Origin of the sequence: Noviherbaspirillum malthae (genome assembly GCF_015352985.1) — a bacterium.
In the GTDB taxonomy this organism is placed as follows: Bacteria; Pseudomonadota; Gammaproteobacteria; order Burkholderiales; family Burkholderiaceae_D; genus Noviherbaspirillum; species Noviherbaspirillum malthae.
Window position 1 is genome coordinate 41,796 of record NZ_JACYXF010000035.1, and the last position, 17,087, is coordinate 58,882.

A 17,087-nucleotide genomic window follows, 5' to 3' on the forward strand; every position below is an offset into this window, starting at 1 on the left:
GCCGCCCAGGAAAACTGCGTACCAGTAGCTATTTTTGGACTTTCAATGACGTTATTGTCACCTCATCATTGATATATTCCGCAGTGAATTTGACCTTGTCCCCCGCTTTGACGCCTGACAGTAACTTCGCATCCGTCACGGAAAAAGGCATCGTCATTGGTTCCATTTCAATGGTTTTGCTTTTGATGGGCCCGTGCTTGAGCACGATGCTTTTGCCCTCAATATCCACATCTTCAACTTCCCCATCTGCCATTGTCGTGGAATTTGCTGACTTGGCCTGAGAACGGCTCGTTTTCATCTCGGCTTTTTCTACTGCCTTGCCGCTGTTCTGCTCGCCGGCATAGGCAGCCAGAGTAACCGTCATGAAGCCAAACATCACAATTAATTTACCCCGCGACGTTTTCATGAGGGGCCTCCTGAATCGAAGATGGTGTTCCTGCGACTTTGCCTGCTGCCTTGCGAGCCGCTTGCAGCACCACCAAGGTGGCACGCGCATCAGCCAGGGCGCGATGGGTAGGTTGTTCGGACACGCCTACATGTTCTGCCAAGGTTGCCAGCTTGTATGACTCTAAGTCTGGCCAAGCAATCTGTGCCATAGGGAGCGTATCGTAGATGCGGTTGCCGATAGTATGGCCAGTCTGTTCGGCCGCCTTTTTCAGGAAGCGCTCATCGAAGTGTGCGTTATGGAAGAACAATGGCGCGTTACCGACAAAGTCCAAGAAACCACCTATGACATTGGCTAGCGGTTGCCCTTCATTATCTACGTCCGACTGCGAAATACCGGTCAGTCCGGTGATTCGCCCTGGCACCCCATTTTGCACGCGTACCAGCGCTGAAAAATGTGTCACCTCGTTGCCTTGCGCATTGACCTTGACCGCTGCTACTTCCAGCAACTCATCATTGGTTGGGGACAAGCCGGTCGTCTCTATATCTGCCACCACATGGTCTCCTGCTGCGGCGTCCCAAGCATCGTCTATCGTACGGAACGATTGACGCTGATATTCTCTACGCGCCTCACTTGCAGCGAAGCGTGCTCGATTATCTTTGGCAATCCCAAGATGCGTTCGCAAGCGTTGGCTGAGCCAATCCTTGACATATGCCTGCTGCTCGGCCTCGGACAAAGTGGGCTTGGCGCGCTCCAAGGCATTGCACCAGGCATAGCGACTGAAGGCGTTAGCGCGAATCTCAGGCCATAGTAGGCCAGGGATGAGATGGGCTTGTGGTTCGCCAAATTCCGCAACCAGCCATTTGGCATCAGTTTTGTTGAGTGTGGCGATGTTCTGGTAACCCGTAGCGACAAACTCCGGCATCCTACCTTCCCAGTCGCTCAGGGCAACGTATTCCGCTATCCCGGCCGGGTATTCGTACATGTGCTGTAGGGTTGGCCAAAACTCTGCAGCGAGGCAGACATGGTAAAGCGACTTCAGCAGCTCCGGGTGCGGCTCCTTTGCCTTTCTCTTGGCCCGCACAATCGTCCGTAAAGCGACGGCCACTGCCTTGAAGTCATGTGGCCCACGTGTGCAAGCAAGCCGGATTGAGATGTCATTGACGAGCTCGGGTGGCATGAAGGGACTGAGCCAGCAGTAGGCTATATCCTGCTTGCCTGTAAGATTTTTGTCGTGCTTCTGGTATTCCCACCAAGGGTCATTGGGCTTGCTGCGCTCCGAAGATTCCCAGACATAACGAAAGCCTTCCAAAGCCAGGGCGACCTCTTCGGATGAGACCGGGCCGATGTTGGAACTGGTTGTCACTGAAAAGGAGATAGATACTCCGCCGGCCGATACTTCGCGCTCGGGCGCCGTTGAACCGGCAGCATTTGGAGTCGCTTTCGCTACGGCAGGACGAACAACAGGGGGCGTGTTAAGCAAGCTAGGCATTGACGTTGGTTCAGACTGCTCGCGTGCGGGAGCCACGTTGTCCGAACGAAAAAACGAAAATATCTTGGCGATAATGCCCATGCATGCCCCTGATTGACAATCTGGAATGGTTTAATCATACCGCTTTCCAAAGGGAATACATCTGGGTTTAGAAACCGAAATCTGGGCAAATATGCGGTTTCCCCCATTGCCGATTTAGGGACTAGAGCGGAGTAAGCGGATGAGCTCCGTATATATTCGCTGAGCATCTTCCTCAGCCTCGTCCCGAGCGGCCAGAATCTCGAGTGCCCGCAACAAATGCTCTGCAACCTCCATCTCATCCAACAGCATAGCCAGCTGAAGCGCCGCGAGTACCTCGTTCACCAATGATTTTGACCGTTTAGCCATTTCAGCCTCAAGCTTCCTGTTCAAAGCGTAATGCTTCCAGCGAGGGGAAAGTCAAGCGGTTCTTTCCCAATAGACGAAGACCAACTGCCAAGCCCCCGTATTGGCCCGTCAATTATTCCTGTCCAGCGAAACGCTTTATTTCTGAACGGTCAATGAGGTGACCGTTGGGGCGTTATCTACGTTTTCGATGATGAATTTCACTTTGTCGCCGGCTTTCACGTTCGACAGCAACGAGGCATTCTCTACCGAGAAAGCCATGGTCATCGGCGGCATTTCAACTGTTTTGGATTTGATAGGGCCATGGTTCAACGTGATGCTCTTCTTTGCCTTATCAACGGCCTTTACTTCAGCTTCGTTTTCGCCAAAAGACTTTGCTACTGGTTTTGCGTTTTGGCTTCCCATGTTGTCCATCTTCATACCGCCCATGTCGCTCATACCCCCTTTGCCTTGGTCAGCGGAAGCGTTTAGAGCTAGTGCAGCCATTGCTGCAACGAGTGCGAATTTGTATATGGAAGGGTTCATTTCCTTGCTCCTGTAAAGGTTGGGTAAAAAAGATGTGTCATGCCTGGGCACTGCTTGGCTGAAAATTCGCCGCAATACGCAGCTTCCGCTCCTGGAGAAGGCGCCACGCTGCGGGAATAACAAAGAGCGATAACAGGGGGGCGGTGACCATGCCCCCTACCATCGGTGCGGCAATACGCTGCATAACCTCGGACCCAGCTCCGCTGCCGTACATGATGGGTAACAGACCAGCAAGAATCACGGCGACGGTCATCGCCTTGGGCCTGACACGCAGCACCGCCCCCTCTCGAATTGCCTCGAGAATCAGTTCCTTGGTCAATGGCTGACCGCTCCGAAGGCGGGCGTCCAGCGAGTTTCTAAGGTAGACCAGCATCACAACACCGAACTCGGCTGCCAAGCCTGCCAGCGCGATGAAACCAACCGCCGTCGCCACGGACACTGCGTGGCCTAAGCTCCAAACAAACCAAAACCCGCCGATGAGGGCAAACGGAACCGTCAGCATAAGTAGGAGTGCCTCGGACGTCGACCGAAAGGCCAGATACAGAAGCAGGAAGATGACGGCAAGAGTTACTGGAATCACCGTTTGCAGCTTTGCTGCTGCCCGCTCCAGGTACTCGAACTGCCCGGACCAGCCTATCGAATACCCAGCTGGTAGCTTCACCTCCTTCTGGACAGCTTCCTGCATCGCCGTCACAGCCGACCGAAGGTCCGTGCCGCGCACATCGACGTACACCCAACCGGATAGTCTGGCGTTTTCGCTACGAATCATCGGGGGGCCGTCAGTCACTTGGACTTGAGCCAGGTCACCCAGCCGAATTTGCGCCCCTCGCTCCGTCACGACGGGCAGCTCTCGTAAGTTTTGGACTGAATCCCGGTAATCCCTGGGATATCGGACGTTAATCGGGAAGCGCTGTCGCCCGTCGACGACTTCGCCGACGTTTTCACCACCTATCGCTGAAGAGACCACGGACTGGACGTCGGTGACGGCAAGGCCGTAGCGAGCTGCCTGTCGTCTATCTATGGTTACGTCGATGTAGCGCCCGCCGCTCAGCCGTTCAGCCAAAGCGGACGTCACGCCCGGCACCTTTTTCACAACGGCCTCAATCTGGCTCGCGATTTGGTCAATCTGGTTCAGGTCACCCCCCGACACCTTCACACCGACAGGCGTTTTTATACCGGTCGAGAGCATGTCGATGCGGTTACGAATCGGAGGAACCCAGACATTCGACAATCCGGGCACCTTCACCACTCGGTCCAGTTCTTCGACCAGCTTTTCGGGTGTCATGCCCGGACGCCATTGGTCCCTCGGTTTGAACTGGATAGTCGTTTCAAACATCTCCAGAGGTGCCGGGTCAGTCGCTGACTCTGCACGCCCAGCCTTGCCAAATACGGTTGCCACCTCGGGGACCGTTTTGATGAGCCGGTCCGTTTGCTGTAGCAGTTCGCTGGCTTTCGAAGCCGACAACCCCGGAAGCGCAGATGGCATATACAGCAAATCTCCTTCATCAAGCGGCGGCATGAACTCTCCACCAAGCCGGGAAATTGGGATAGCGGTCAAGGCAAGAGCCACGACGGCAACCGCGATGACCACGATTGGATGCCGCAATGTAGCTTCCAACAGCGGGCGGTACGCCGCTATCAAAATCCGATTGAGGGGATTGGATGCTTCGCTTGGAATGCGCCCGCGAATCAGGTAGCCCATCAGTACAGGCACCAAAGTGATAGCAAGCCCTGCCGCCGCTGCCAACGTGTAGGTCTTGGTGTAGGCCAGAGGCGCGAACAGCTTGCCTTCCTGTGCCTCAAGAGCAAATACAGGCAGAAACGACAGGGTCACAATCAGAAGCGAGAAAAACAGGGCCGGACCGACCTCAATAGACGCCTCCGTCACAATCTTCCAGCGCTCCTGGGTTGTGAGCGCTTTATCGGGGTGCGCATGCTCGTAGGCCTCGAGGTGCTTGTGCACGTTCTCAATCATGACGATGGCCGCGTCGACCATGGCCCCAATCGCAATCGCGATGCCCCCGAGCGACATGATGTTTGCATTCACGCCTTGGTAACGCATGACAATGAACGCCGCGAGAATGCCCAATGGCAAGGAGACGATGGCCACGAACGCGCTGCGAAGATGGAATAGGAATATCGCGCAGACGACTGCGACAACGATGAACTCCTCAAGGAGCTTATTTCGCAGGTTGTTGACCGCTGCTTTTATCAGGTTCGAGCGGTCGTAGGTGGTGACCACCTCCACTCCCTTCGGCAAGGAGGACTTGAGCGTGTCGAGCTTCGCCTTCACGGCATCAATCGTCTGTAGGGCATTTTTACCGGAACGCATCACGATGACGCCGCCAGCGACCTCTCCCTCGCCATTGAGTTCGGCAATACCGCGCCGCATTTCAGGACCAAGCCGGATGGTGGCCACATCCCGGAGCAAAACCGGCGTCCCAGCCTCGTTTACATTCAGGACGATGTTCCGGAAATCTTCCAACGAACGTAGGTAACCGCGCGAGCGCACCATGTACTCAGTTTCCGCCATTTCGACGACCGAGCCACCTGACTCTTCATTTGCCTTGCTAAGCGATTCAAGGACTTTGGCGTGTGAGATACCGAAGACACGAAGCTTGTCCGGGTCCAGGACGACCTGATACTGCCGGACCATCCCACCGATGCTGGCCACTTCCGCGACATCCGGCACCGTTTTTAGCTCGAATCTCAGGAACCAGTCATTCAATGCACGTAGCTGGCTCAAGTCGTTCTGCCCGGTGCGGTCGATTAGTGCATATTCGAAGACCCAGCCCACCCCAGTACCGTCCGGCCCGAGTTCGGCACGTACGCCCTGCGGAAGACGGCCCTGCACCTGGTTGATGTACTCCAGCACCCGAGAACGGGCCCAGTACAGGTCGGTGGCGTCGTCAAAAAGCACGTAGACGAAGGAGTCGCCAAAGAACGAATACCCGCGTACGGTCTTGGCGCCCGGGACAGCCAGAAGCGCGGTCGTCAGTGGGTAGGTGACCTGGTCCTCGACAATCTGAGGCGCTTTACCGGGATACTGAGCGCGGATAATGACCTGCGTGTCTGACAAGTCGGGCAACGCGTCGAGCGGTGTTTTCCCCAGAGACCACAGCCCCCAGACAGCCAAAATCGCCGTCGCAAACAGGACGATAAAGCGGTTGGCGATAGAGTATCGAATGATTTGGGCAATCATTTCTTCCCTCCGCCAGCTGGCTTCACGTCCTGAAGCATGTAGCTGCCGTCATCCCCCTCCTTGAACAAGAACTCCACGTCCTGGCCAACCATGGCCTCCGCAAAAGCGTCTGGCTTTGGTTTGCCGAAGTCCATTGTCATGGCAGGCCACTTCAGCGCAGGAATCGGCCCATGGGACAAGGTCAATGAGCTTGGGGACACCTTTTCGACCTTGCCGACTCCTCGGTAAACCCCAGGAACAGCGGTAGGAGAAGACTGCGGTTGAGACTTCTGTCCTTGCTCTTGTTCGCTTCCGGCAAACTTCGGCAGAACGGATTTCAGCCTCGCCTCCGAGTCGATGAGGAACTGTCCTGATGCGACAACCTTTTGGCCTTCGTTCAAACCACTCAGAATTTCCGTGTCGTCACCGATATCTCGCCCAGTTGTTACCTCTACCGGCTGGATGCTATTGTTTTCGCCCGTAACCAAGACGACCGAGCGCTTCCCGCTCGTAATAACTGCTTCGGTTGGAACGAGAAGCCGCCGTACCGCCTTCTCTCCGCCGACCTTCACCCGCATCAGCATGCCCGGTGTGAGGCTGCCGTCACGGTTGTCCAGTTCCAGCCGTGCCTGCACCGTCCTGGTTGTCGAACTCACGCCCGGGAGAACTTCCCGGACCTTTCCGGCATACTTCTGCTCCGTATTTCCTGCAAAGGTTGCCTCTACCTGCATGCCAGGACGGACCAAATTGGCCTGTTGTTCCGGGATTTCGGCCAGTAGCCAGACCTTGTTAAGTGCAACCACTTTGGCGACGGTCATGCCTGGCGAAACCATCGCACCATCACGAACGCCGAGTTCCGTAATGACGCCGGTAACAGGCGATGCGAGCGTCAGGGTCCTCTGTACTTTTCCAGTCCTCTCTAACTGGGTCACGAAGCTGTCAGGGATGGAAAGTGCGCGCATGCGGTCGCGAGCAGCAGACGCCAGAGCATCGTTGCCGCTACGCTTCAATGCCAAGTACTCCTCCTGGGGCGCAATCCACTCGGGCACAAATAGCGTTGCAATCGGTTCGCCGCGCTTAACGCGCTGCATGGGTGTCCGGGCATGAAGTCGCTCGATGTAGCCGGTCACCCGGCTCTGCACGACTTCTGCAACGCTCTCGTCAAACTGGGTAGCGCCAACCAACTCGAATGCGTCTCTAGTTTCCTCACGCCGAACGGTGGCATATCGGATGCCTAGATTCTGCTGGAGTGTCGGATTGACCGTCACTCCTCCTTCGCCGCCGGCCTCGTCCGCGTAGACCGGGACAAGCTGCATGTCCATGAAGGGGCTTTTGCCTGGCTTGTCGAATTTCTGGCCGGGCACCATGGGGTCGTGCCAATACAGGACCTTGCGTCCGGTCTTCGGGTCAATCTTCTCGCCGGCGGCATCTTGACTCGTTGCGGTCGGCTGCATGCTTCCATGGCCCTGTGAGCCGACCCAATAGCCACCGAACGCCAAACCAGCACCTGCAAGGACCAACGCCAGTGCCTTGAGTGCAAAATTGTTTTTCATTATTGTGCCCTCCCGGCCGAAGCCAACTCATGTGGCACAACGTGATGTTCGAGCCTTGCCCAGGTCAGAGCCGCATCTCTTTCCAGTTCTGTTATCTGCAATTGCTGCTCAAATTGCATCTTCCGGGCGTTGAAAATCGCACTGAGACTGCCGGTGCCAGCTCGGTACGCAGCAGTGGCCAGGTCGGCCTGTTGGCTGGCAGCAGGCAATAACTCAGCCTTGAGGCGTGCAAGTCGCTCTTTTTGACTTGAAAGCGTGGCTGCCAAGGTCCGTATTTCAGTCTGCATCTCCCGTACGGCATCTTCGTACTGCAACCGGGCTCTCGTTCCCATTGCGGAGCGTTCGGCAATGTCACGGTCCTGCCTCTGCGACGGGTTGACCGTGATGGGGATACTTACTCCCACGGAAATCATGTTTGAGAACTGCGGCCGCTGGCTGAACCCGGCTTCAATTGACCAGTCCGGACGTCGCTCCTTTGTTGCTACCGTCGTTTCCGCATCTGCAAGGGTGATAGCTCGCCGGGCTGCAAGAATCTCAGGATGGTACTTCTCCAGGTCTTCGACAGAGAGATGTGGAACATGGGATTCCAATATGGGCGTCTGGTCAGACACAGACTCCACCGGGGTGGTTGTCCAACGGCTCAGAGCCAGCTTCGCGTTCTGGAGTTCCAGCACGCTCTTTTGGGTGGCGTCTCGCGCCTGAGTAACGGCCAACTGAGCCTGTACGACGTCGCCTGCGGTGGCTTTGGCACCCCGGTGCGACGCTTGAACGGCCGTCAGGTCGTCTACAGATTGCTGCTCGAGTGCCTTGACGAGAGCTAGCGACCGCTGCGCATACAGAACCGTCACCCATGCCTTGGCTGTCTCTTCTCGTACCTTTGCCACGTCCGCAAGATAGTTGCCTTCTTCGGCTTCGACAGCTCGCTGCGCGCGGTCTGAACGGGCGGCCCGTTTATCTGACGACACCCATTGCTGCTCGATGCCGACCCTCCGCATGGTCATGAAATCCCGCGTTGTACTCCAGCGGTCGGCGCCGTTGACCGGAAGATTTTCGATGCCGACTTTGAGCATCGGGTCCGGGAGCTGGCCAGCTTTCACCGCTGCCTCCCGACTCGCCTGTACGGCAGCTTCCGCTGCTTTGGGCAAGGAGGACCGCTGCAGCGAAAGCTGCAGAGCCTCGTTCAAGGTCATACCAGCCGGCTGAGCATGGGCCAAAGCTGTGCCAAACGCCAGGGCTATGAGTGCGCTGGCATGGCGTAGTACAGGCGACCGGTTACTTGGAACCAATCGCGTATTGATACGCAAAAACATGAAACCCCCTGTGGCAAAGACGAACACCGGCCTCGGCGATATGCCGGCCGGCGAGACAACAGGAGGTCAAGTCAAATACGCAGTCGCTGCGTTCGTAAGTATGGAGGGTCGTTTCCTGAGTCCAGGACTAGCTCAGACCAGAAAGAGGTGCGGAAAGGCGGAATAACTGGCGAAATGGCCGGAATGACAAACGAAATGGTCGACGGAGCAAGTGTTGGAGTAGCTGCCAGATGCTCCAACGCTAACTGGTCGCCTGACACGGCTTCGGCACAATGGACAGGCTTTTCCTTATCCATCTCCGCACACGGCATTCCTTCCATCATCTCAGGCATGGCCGGCTTCGCCAGCTCTGGACACACGTACGCAGCCATGGCGATTCCTGAAGTCAGGAACGTCATGAGAAGGACGGTGGCGATAAGCCTGCCGAATGATGAAAAGAATCTGCGCATTCGTTGTGAAAAGGTTATTGCAGCTAGTGTAGCGCACAACTTTTGCCGTCACCAGCCGACGCGAATCCGTGACCTCAGCAAGTGAACGGTTATTTCAATATAGAGGTTCCTACGGTGGCAAGGTCAATAGATGCCATCCGCTCAATTCGCCCAATTCGGCGGATGAAATTCCTTTGCCAGCTTGATATAGACACAAGTCGAAAGTACCCCTTTTGGCATTCACGAAAGTGATATCCAAACATCACCACTTGAAATTGGGAATGTCGCTTGGCTAGACCTATATTGTCTTCAAGACAGAAGACATTACGAAAGCACGAAAGGAATAGTTATGACAGCTCTTGTACTCACCACAGCGAACCGCTCCGCCACCTTCTTTGGCACACTCATCGACGCATTGGACAAGGCCATCACAATGGCACGGGCCGTACATCACGACAGCCCCAGCGCCGACGACATTAAAAATGTGCGCGCTATTGCTGCAACCATCTAAAGACCGCTTTACGGCACCAAGCCGGCTGCTAAGGTAATTGAGCCGGTAAGGCGTTACCGCCACTTTGGTGCCATTGAATACAGAAGGCCTGATTATCCAGTGTGGATAATCAGGCCTTCACCATTTCTGCTCATCAGAGTGACGCTAACCGGCCTTCGTGAGAAGACGAGTAATCTCATGCATGCGGTAAGGTTTGTTTAGGAAGTCGAAGTCATGGAGATTAACGTTCCCAGCCAATAGTGCAGGCTGTGGAAACCCAGAGACCAAAATCACATGGATTCCCGAGACTAGCTCGCGCGCCATATAACCAAGCTCGACTCCGCTGATACCTGGCATCACGACATCGGTGAACAAGACATTGATGTCCTGCCTTTTACTCAGTATTTGAAGCGCCTCATTTCCACTCTTGGCGGTCAAAGTCTCAAACCCAAGCATTTGAAACAGTAGCACTGTCGTATCCAGCAAGTCTTCATTGTCATCAACAATAAGTGCCTTCTGCGTGCTGGCATGCTCGTCAGCTCCGCCTACTTCCATAGCGGCCAAGGGTAGATGCGATGTGCGGTAGTTATTCCCAACCGTGGCATGTGAACCGCGTTGCGCCATCAGCTTACCTAGCTCATCAAAAAAGTTGAAAGAGTAAAATCTATTTTCACTCAAGAGACTCAATCAAGAGCCTTCAAGAATATGGAAAATATGACAGCGCACCAGAAAAAGCTATCCCATGAACTCGGGAAGTTCTATCCGAAGTTGTTACCGGACACTTAGCAGCCTCCGGAGATGCGAAGCAAAGAGGACGCCTACAAACACCTTCTCATTCGAGACGCATTGTCAAATTTGCATCATCCACTTCTCCACGGATTCTGTGTTCAAGTCTGTGGATAAAGTTACTTCTTCAAGACAAGTCTTTGAATATAAAGAATTTTCTGCCGTGCAAAAAAATGAAGCAAATCCAGCTACCCTCTAACCTTTTCGGTACTACTCCATAGCTTCACTGGTCAGGGTTTCCGAAAAGAAATGATTGGTCAGGTCAATTTCCCGAAAAAGGAGCGAGCCTTCGTTATTTGATGGTGTGAGATTGATTTTTTAGTCGATACGGTTCAATCGTCATCGTCATGATGGTGATGGTGCTTCCAATGACCTCGGCGGCCATGATGGCGATACGGTCCTTCATCGACATAGTAGAAAGGTGACTCCACGACCATAGGCTTTGGCATGATGTAGACGGGAGCAGGCCGCACTTGAATAGGTTGCCGATAGACTTCAGGCCGCTCCTCGTAAACTGGCACTCGCACCTGCTCAACAACCGTTCGACAGCGCTCAACATTCTGGTACTGCACCGACCTTGATGACATACGGTCACCCACGGCTGCGCCTGTCATCGCTCCAACCGCCGTGGCTATGGTTTTCCCATTGCCCCCACCGACTTGGTTTCCAAGAACGCCGCCGGCAATTCCGCCAAGAATTGCGCCACCGTAGTCATTACCTGCGGCCTGTACTGGAACCTGCTCCTGCCAGCATTCCTGGCGAGGACGCTCGACCATTTGATATTCCGTAGCACTGACCACTAGCGGCAAGGTGAGCAATGCAACGGCTCCAAGTATTGCCTTATACATATTCATATTTTCAATTCAGTTCATCTGCAGCCGTGCGGTCGGGCCAACAGATAAGGCGGACAATCAAGGCGTCTACGGTGAGAACGTTCAATAGCGTTTGGCAATCTCATTGCCGACATAGCCGCCGCCCACAGCACCGGCAATCGTGGCTAAGGTCTTGCCGTTGCCACCACCGACTTTGCTGCCAAGGACACCACCTACGACCGCACCAACGCCGATTCCGATAGGACTAACTTGCGCAACTGGCTGCTGAGGCTGCGCAGGCGCGTACACCGGTGCCGGTGCAGGAGTATTTTGTGCCACTTGCACTGGCTTAGTGTGCGTCACATACCGGTGATGAACGATGGTCTTTTCAACGACTTTAGGAGCAGGCTGCGCTTCAGCCAGAGGCTGAGCGACTTGAGGCACTGCTGCGACAGGTGCGGGAGCGGCTCTGACTGGTGCAGCAACTACCGGTGTCGCGACACTTGGAGTGCCAGAGCTATGCGAAGACGGCAGAATGCCAGTGATGGCGGCTGCGCCGAGCAGGCTCACAAGCATTACAGAGCCGGCAGCGCCGGCAACGAGTGGATGGATACGCTGAGTCGTCGAAGTGTTTGCCATCTTAGATTGCCCTCGCAGATGTGGTTATGGTTACACCCACAATAACGATGCAGCGTGACAACCGGCAGTAAAGCGACTGTTTCGAAAGTAAGCGCTTGTAACTATGCCTGGAAGCTTGGTGTAACAGCATTGCTCTATCCAGTGAAGGTATAGAACATCAAAACCCAGTATAAAAAGAAAACCCGCAGGGCTTGCGCGCTGCGGGAAACTCGTCTTTGTGCCCTTGGAGAGCATTTTCAGCGTACTCCGGTCCGCTCAAGCTTGATTGAGGTAAAACAAAGGACGCAAAGGGTCCTTGCTCACACCATCGCGCATCCGAGCCGTTTACTCATTGAACGGATAACACCTTCGACGATGGTGGCCGAATCAACAACTGCAGCGTGCTTCTCAAAGCATTCAGCGGGCTATCACTCGTCGCGCAGATGCAAGAATTTTCTGACCCGAGCCATGTTTGCCAGCATGTTGAGCACGTATGTTTTACCAGTGTAGGGATAGCAAGCGGTCCGCCATCTCAGGCGTACACAATCTGGCAATCTCCGAGCGCGAAGCCCAACGGAAATCATCCATTTCGACTGTTGGGAGCCCGGTGACTTTATTGCGGAAATGGCTAGTGCACTTGAGATGTGCAAGACTTTGGAGGTTTGCCGGCGCCCTTACGAAAAACAAATACAGGCGTTTGTCTGCCAGGTAGTCAAAGTCCCCGATTTCCAGGAAATGGTCGTCATCGAACACAAGCCCTGTTTCTTCGTACAGTTCCCTCTTCGCCGCTTCAAACGGTGACTCGTCGTACTCTTGAACACCCTTGGGAATATCCCAGTAGCGTGTGCCGGTCACGTGAGCCAGCAAAATCTTTCCATCCCTATTGACAATAACTGTGCCGCACGATGTGGCTACATCAAGTTCTATTTCAGGTAATGTCATTACGATAATTTCTTCCTTTCATCTGTCGTTCTTAGTTGAGCCAAATATGTGGGGGCTAGTTCCCTCGAATGAAAGGCAGGGCTAAACCCCCGTAGCGCTTCGCGCGATTCATCGAACGAGTTCGGTCTTGGCGATAGAGCGTTGAAAAGGTGTCAACGCTATTTTTGTCGTCGCCGTTAGAGAGGATAGGCATGTGCCAGATTTCTGAGCGAGACAATGATGAAAAAGTTAATCTCTGCAGCCGCAATATCACTGCTTTTGACGACCGCAGTATTTGCTCAAAGTCCGTCAACGGCACCTGCGGCGAAACCAACTGCTCCTGCTGCATCGGCATCTGGCTCTTCCAGTTGCGAAGCTCAGGCAGTCGGCAAGAACGGTAAGCCACTTACTGGAGCGGCAAAGACATCCTTCATGAAGAAGTGCGAAGCTAGCGACACAAGCTCCGCATCAGCCACTTGCGAAAGCAAAGCAGTCGGAAAAAATGGCAAGCCCCTCGCAGGTGCAGCAAAGGATGCTTTCATGAAGAAGTGCGTTGCGAATGCCGGTAAGTAAATAGGCGAACCGGTAAGAGAAGTGGCCGACTAGCTTCGGCCACTGGCTTCGACCCAGTGATTGAAATAACTGTGTTGATGATAACTTGAGCCGTTCGGATGGGGTCTATGCCTTCAATAACCTTGGTCAGGGTCCCTACAGCTTCTCTATCCTCTGTTTCCCATGTCGGGCTTCTTCCTGAGCAGCTAAGGCATGTGTCATAAAAACTGATTCCGGGTCGCCGGCCTGTAAGGTTCCGCAGTGGGGGCATGTAATCTGGCCTGGGTTCATCTGCGTCAGGGAAGTCTTCGTAAACTCATTTACTTGAAATGGACGACCACACGTCAAAGTACTGCAGACCTCTATTTTGCTGCTCATAGCCCAGTCAAATACGGTTGATAGATATGCAAATTATACGGACGACTGAACTGGGCATCTATCGGAAAAATCCGAATATTGGTGTGGCCTTGACGGCAAATAATAATTTTGCAACTGCTTACAAGTCAGGCTTCATTTGGCACTGGCGTCTTCAACTTGCTGTCAATCTGGATGCGAGCTTTTCGAAGCGAGTTGCCCTCCGGATAGGATGCGCATTCATCACGGCTATAGCCAAGCTAGATGAGTACTTGGCTACAAAATGAAGGGGGTCGCGGATTCGATTCCGGCAAGCCGCGCCATCGTTCAGCAGTATCCGCTTGCCAGCAGGTCAGTTTCCGGCGTCTTGCGGATGGTAAGCTCCGTCGAAAGCGCATCAGCTACTCTTCGGCCTGCCCAGTTATCTTCGCTTTCGGCAGAAACTCAATACCCGTCCTTCGGACCAGTTCTGCATAGCTGATTGGTTTGCCAGCACGCGCCTCGTCATCGTTTTCAATCCAGTGCGCCCACGCGCGGCCGGTCGTCGCGTCATAGACTAATTTGTAGAGGTATTTGGGCACCCACACCCGATTGTCACCAATCGTATTCGGCTTGCCTTCAAAGACAGGGCCGGTGATGACGTACACGTCACCTTTTGCACGCAACGCGTACTTGCGTGTTGCATCTTCAATACCATTCCACGGCTTTTGGTTGTTCACCGGCGCCTGAGGAATCATGTTCGCGAGCGAAAAGCTTTGTGCCATGGCTTGTGGAGTCGACATATTGCCGGCTGGAGCGAGGTGTCCACGCGAATACCCACTGTTCTTGTAGTCGTCGAGCTCCGCGCGCTCACCCCGAGGTAACCTGGCATCAGCGAAGAACTTGTCACTGCGCTTACCTGACTTGTCGTTCTCAAGTTGCCCTCGGCTCAACCGCTCTGCCACGAAAACAGGCGTCTTTGATGAGCCCGAATGAAGCACGGCGAATGCGTCGTAACAGAGCTCCCGCGGCTTGAGTTGCTGGGCATTGGGAACAACCGGCGGCGAGGCATTTGCAAAAAACTGCGAACAAGCTCGAAAGTCGGTTGGCTGGTTCGTGCCCCTGGATGCGTCTGCCGGGGCTTTCGATTCCGGTAACTGAAGGAGGCGCGACAGCTCATCTAGAAGCGTCGGCTGTTTTGCGCACGCTGAGAAGGAGGCTACGAGTGATAGTGCGAGAAGTGTTTTTTTCATCCCGCGATTTTACTGCCTCCAACAGAAGGCAGTAGGCGGGCCGGAGCATGTGTTTGGTATCACAGCATCGACCCGCCCTTCTCAATCATTTACTAGCAAATTGTCCGTCTTGACTTGCAGCACGCTCAGCCTCGTCAAGGCGCTTTTTGCACTCTTCTTCGGCATGTACTGCGGCTTTATATGCCTTATCTGCTTCAATGTACGGTGGAGTGAGAGTTTGGAGCATGCCCCTCAACCTGTCGAACACAGACCGTACTTGAGCATAGTCATCACGAAGTCCTAGTCTCCACAAGGAAGTCAAGGAATTATCAAGATGCTCCCATAATTCAGCTTTGCTTTGAAACTCTGGACTAAGTGCATCCAACGTCTCCTTTGCTTGGCGTCGGTGGTGGCGTGCTGTGCGATATTGCGATTCAAGTACTTCGATTTCAGTGTTCATGGTCTTTGTCCTATTATCAACAAGTGGAAAGGGTTTTTCGTTGCCCTGTTTCGTATAGGTACAAATTTCGAAATCGCATCACGAATTTGAAAATATTTTTTCCCGGTACAGTAAGCGTGCATCGCCAGTAGGATTTGCGCTCGTTTTTAGCAAGGATTTAACTTGTAAAAAGCATGCTGTAGCTCTGGTCGACGACTTCATACAGGTTTGGCGAATGCCAGGCGCGGCTGCCACTCTGCACTGCTCCGGCGTAACCCCAAGCTACTACTTGTCTACTGATTGCAGCATCGGCAACCATTCCAGCATCCAGACCTATGTTTTGGATGTCATCAGACCGTAGGGCTAGGCGTTCGAGCCAACGCTCCAGGTGTGGACGAGCGGCTAACGTGTCAGATTTGCTTCTATTGCAGCCAGGGTGCGCAAGAACGAAGTTATGAGACAAGTCTCGCGGATACTGCGAAAATGGAATGAAATGGTCGACATCCGCATCAGTGAGGGCGCCCCCACAGTAAAAGCACTTGGCACCCTCAAGCTTTCGTAGGCTAGCTCCTAACTGTACGAGTGACTGGCGAGGTGTCTCAAACAAGAATGCTTCCAGGTCATCCCCTTCGCCGAGAATAGGCAAATTCCTTCGATTTCCCTTGATGTGTCCAGTCCAATGTGCTCGCGCAAGCTGTTGTACGAGCGGTTGGAAACGCCGCAAGCAGTAGCTTACTCCCGGTTTGAGGCGCACTTTGCCATTGCCGGCTCTCTCGTAGAGAAACTCGTCCGTTCCGCCTCCAAAGTTTTGCAGGTAGCTCAGGGGCTGAGCAGAAACAGTATTGCTGACACTTGAGAGCAGCACGTTATACCCAGGAGCCGACTTGGCTGCCTGAGGCGACGCTATGGCAAACGCCGCTCGAAATCTAGCAACAGCCGATACAACTGCGGCTTGTGCACCAAGATTCTGGGAAAGGATGTTAGGTTCCGTGCTTGGTTTCCCTGTGCCGTACGGTGTGGCTTGACGCCAGTACAGATAGATAAAGCGTTCGCCAATCTGCCGGGTCGTGAGCAATAGCTCTCGCCCGTCGTCGGCACCAAGCTCAACGGCAAGGTCGGCCAGGGAGATAAGCAATGCGTACTTATACGTCGCGGTAAAATCACCCTCAGCAAATAGGCGCTGGAGCTTCGACAAAAAGGTGAGCTGCGATTCAGGGCTCGGAGGCGGAACATTGGCAGACACGTTACGACCGTTTTGACCAGTAATCGGCTTTTTCTGGAATCACCCAGCGGACACCACCACGGGGGTCAGCCAAATCGCCTGTGTATCTTGGAATTAGATGGATATGGAGATGCGGTACGGTCTGGCCAGCTGCAGCTCCGTCATTGATTCCAATGTTGTAGCCATCGGGGTTGAACTCGGTCGCGGCGGCTTGCTTGGCTTCGTCTAGCAACGCAAGCAGTGCTAGACGCTCTTCCTCAGTTGTTTCGAAAAACGACCCTATGTGCCGCTTTGGAAGAGCCTGTCAGGATTTCTGTGTAAAGCGGGGTCATGAAATAATACCGAAAGGGATGTTCCATGACCGACGCAATGACCACCAAGAAGCCTAAAAAGCAGAAAGCACCACCGCCGTTTCCGGTCGAAC

General features: G+C 54.1%; 16 protein-coding genes and 1 pseudogene. 3 read left to right on the plus strand and 14 right to left on the minus strand.

All coding sequences use genetic code 11. The annotated features are described in order from the left end of the window. Positions 1-28: 28 nt before the first annotated feature. From IGW03_RS25330 to IGW03_RS25355, 6 genes are all read right to left on the minus strand, one after another. Positions 29-406 carry a copper-binding protein gene (locus IGW03_RS25330; protein ID WP_194725315.1) on the minus strand — a complete coding sequence of 126 codons (378 nt, stop codon included), beginning with the start codon at positions 404-406 and terminating at the stop codon, positions 29-31. Then, positions 387-1,958, minus strand: coding sequence for a 3'-5' exonuclease (locus tag IGW03_RS38320; RefSeq protein ID WP_228536081.1), 1,572 nt, complete (start codon positions 1,956-1,958; stop codon positions 387-389). Before IGW03_RS38320 ends, IGW03_RS25330 begins: the two co-directional genes overlap by 20 nt. A 441-nt stretch (positions 1,959-2,399) precedes the next feature. Then, the gene (locus IGW03_RS25340) at positions 2,400-2,786 is read right to left on the minus strand and encodes a copper-binding protein (protein ID WP_194725316.1); all 387 of its coding nucleotides are present in this window, start codon (positions 2,784-2,786) and stop codon (positions 2,400-2,402) included. A 37-nt stretch (positions 2,787-2,823) separates the two neighbouring features. Continuing rightward, positions 2,824-5,988: an efflux RND transporter permease subunit gene (locus IGW03_RS25345; RefSeq protein WP_194725317.1), complete on the minus strand. Its 3,165-nt coding sequence runs from the start codon at positions 5,986-5,988 to the stop codon at positions 2,824-2,826. Next, positions 5,985-7,520 (minus strand): efflux RND transporter periplasmic adaptor subunit, encoded by a 1,536-nt coding sequence (locus IGW03_RS25350; RefSeq protein ID WP_194725318.1) that lies wholly within the window; start codon positions 7,518-7,520, stop codon positions 5,985-5,987. Before IGW03_RS25350 ends, IGW03_RS25345 begins: the two co-directional genes overlap by 4 nt. Next, positions 7,520-8,710: a TolC family protein gene (locus IGW03_RS25355; protein WP_228536082.1), complete on the minus strand. Its 1,191-nt coding sequence runs from the start codon at positions 8,708-8,710 to the stop codon at positions 7,520-7,522. Before IGW03_RS25355 ends, IGW03_RS25350 begins: the two co-directional genes overlap by 1 nt. A gap of 303 nt (positions 8,711-9,013) precedes the next feature. Between IGW03_RS25355 and IGW03_RS25360 the strand changes: the two genes are divergently transcribed. After that, positions 9,014-9,364: a hypothetical protein gene (locus tag IGW03_RS25360; protein ID WP_194725320.1), complete on the plus strand. Its 351-nt coding sequence runs from the start codon at positions 9,014-9,016 to the stop codon at positions 9,362-9,364. Positions 9,365-9,607: 243 nt separating this feature from the next. Then, on the plus strand, positions 9,608-9,769 hold the full coding sequence (locus IGW03_RS25365) for a hypothetical protein (RefSeq protein ID WP_194725321.1): 162 nt from the start codon (positions 9,608-9,610) through the stop codon (positions 9,767-9,769). A 144-nt stretch (positions 9,770-9,913) separates the two neighbouring features. On the opposite strand, the gene IGW03_RS25370 is transcribed toward IGW03_RS25365, so the two are convergent. The 4 genes from IGW03_RS25370 to IGW03_RS25385 form a co-directional block, all read right to left on the minus strand. Continuing rightward, the gene (locus IGW03_RS25370; protein WP_194725322.1) at positions 9,914-10,426 is read right to left on the minus strand and encodes a response regulator; all 513 of its coding nucleotides are present in this window, start codon (positions 10,424-10,426) and stop codon (positions 9,914-9,916) included. Between the two features lie 440 nt (positions 10,427-10,866). Next, on the minus strand, positions 10,867-11,388 hold the full coding sequence (locus tag IGW03_RS25375) for a glycine zipper 2TM domain-containing protein (protein ID WP_194725323.1): 522 nt from the start codon (positions 11,386-11,388) through the stop codon (positions 10,867-10,869). A gap of 81 nt (positions 11,389-11,469) precedes the next feature. Continuing rightward, positions 11,470-11,985 (minus strand): glycine zipper 2TM domain-containing protein, encoded by a 516-nt coding sequence (locus tag IGW03_RS38710; protein WP_194725324.1) that lies wholly within the window; start codon positions 11,983-11,985, stop codon positions 11,470-11,472. A gap of 477 nt (positions 11,986-12,462) precedes the next feature. Further along, positions 12,463-12,906 (minus strand): NUDIX hydrolase, encoded by a 444-nt coding sequence (locus tag IGW03_RS25385; RefSeq protein WP_194725325.1) that lies wholly within the window; start codon positions 12,904-12,906, stop codon positions 12,463-12,465. 216 nt (positions 12,907-13,122) lie between these two features. Between IGW03_RS25385 and IGW03_RS25390 the strand changes: the two genes are divergently transcribed. Next, on the plus strand, positions 13,123-13,458 hold the full coding sequence (locus IGW03_RS25390) for a hypothetical protein (protein WP_323745028.1): 336 nt from the start codon (positions 13,123-13,125) through the stop codon (positions 13,456-13,458). A gap of 734 nt (positions 13,459-14,192) precedes the next feature. Here IGW03_RS25390 and IGW03_RS25395 read toward each other — a convergent pair. The 4 genes and pseudogenes from IGW03_RS25395 to IGW03_RS25410 all read right to left on the minus strand — a co-directional run. Further along, positions 14,193-15,023 carry a DNA/RNA non-specific endonuclease gene (locus IGW03_RS25395; protein ID WP_194725326.1) on the minus strand — a complete coding sequence of 277 codons (831 nt, stop codon included), beginning with the start codon at positions 15,021-15,023 and terminating at the stop codon, positions 14,193-14,195. Between the two features lie 85 nt (positions 15,024-15,108). Beyond that, positions 15,109-15,462, minus strand: a complete 354-nt coding sequence (locus IGW03_RS25400; protein ID WP_194725327.1) for a hypothetical protein — start codon at positions 15,460-15,462, stop codon at positions 15,109-15,111. Positions 15,463-15,619: 157 nt separating this feature from the next. Then, positions 15,620-16,684 (minus strand): HNH endonuclease, encoded by a 1,065-nt coding sequence (locus tag IGW03_RS25405; protein WP_194725328.1) that lies wholly within the window; start codon positions 16,682-16,684, stop codon positions 15,620-15,622. A 1-nt stretch (position 16,685) separates the two neighbouring features. After that, a pseudogene (locus tag IGW03_RS25410) lies at positions 16,686-16,961 on the minus strand (HIT family protein); the annotation flags it as partial. Positions 16,962-17,087: the final 126 nt, after the last annotated feature.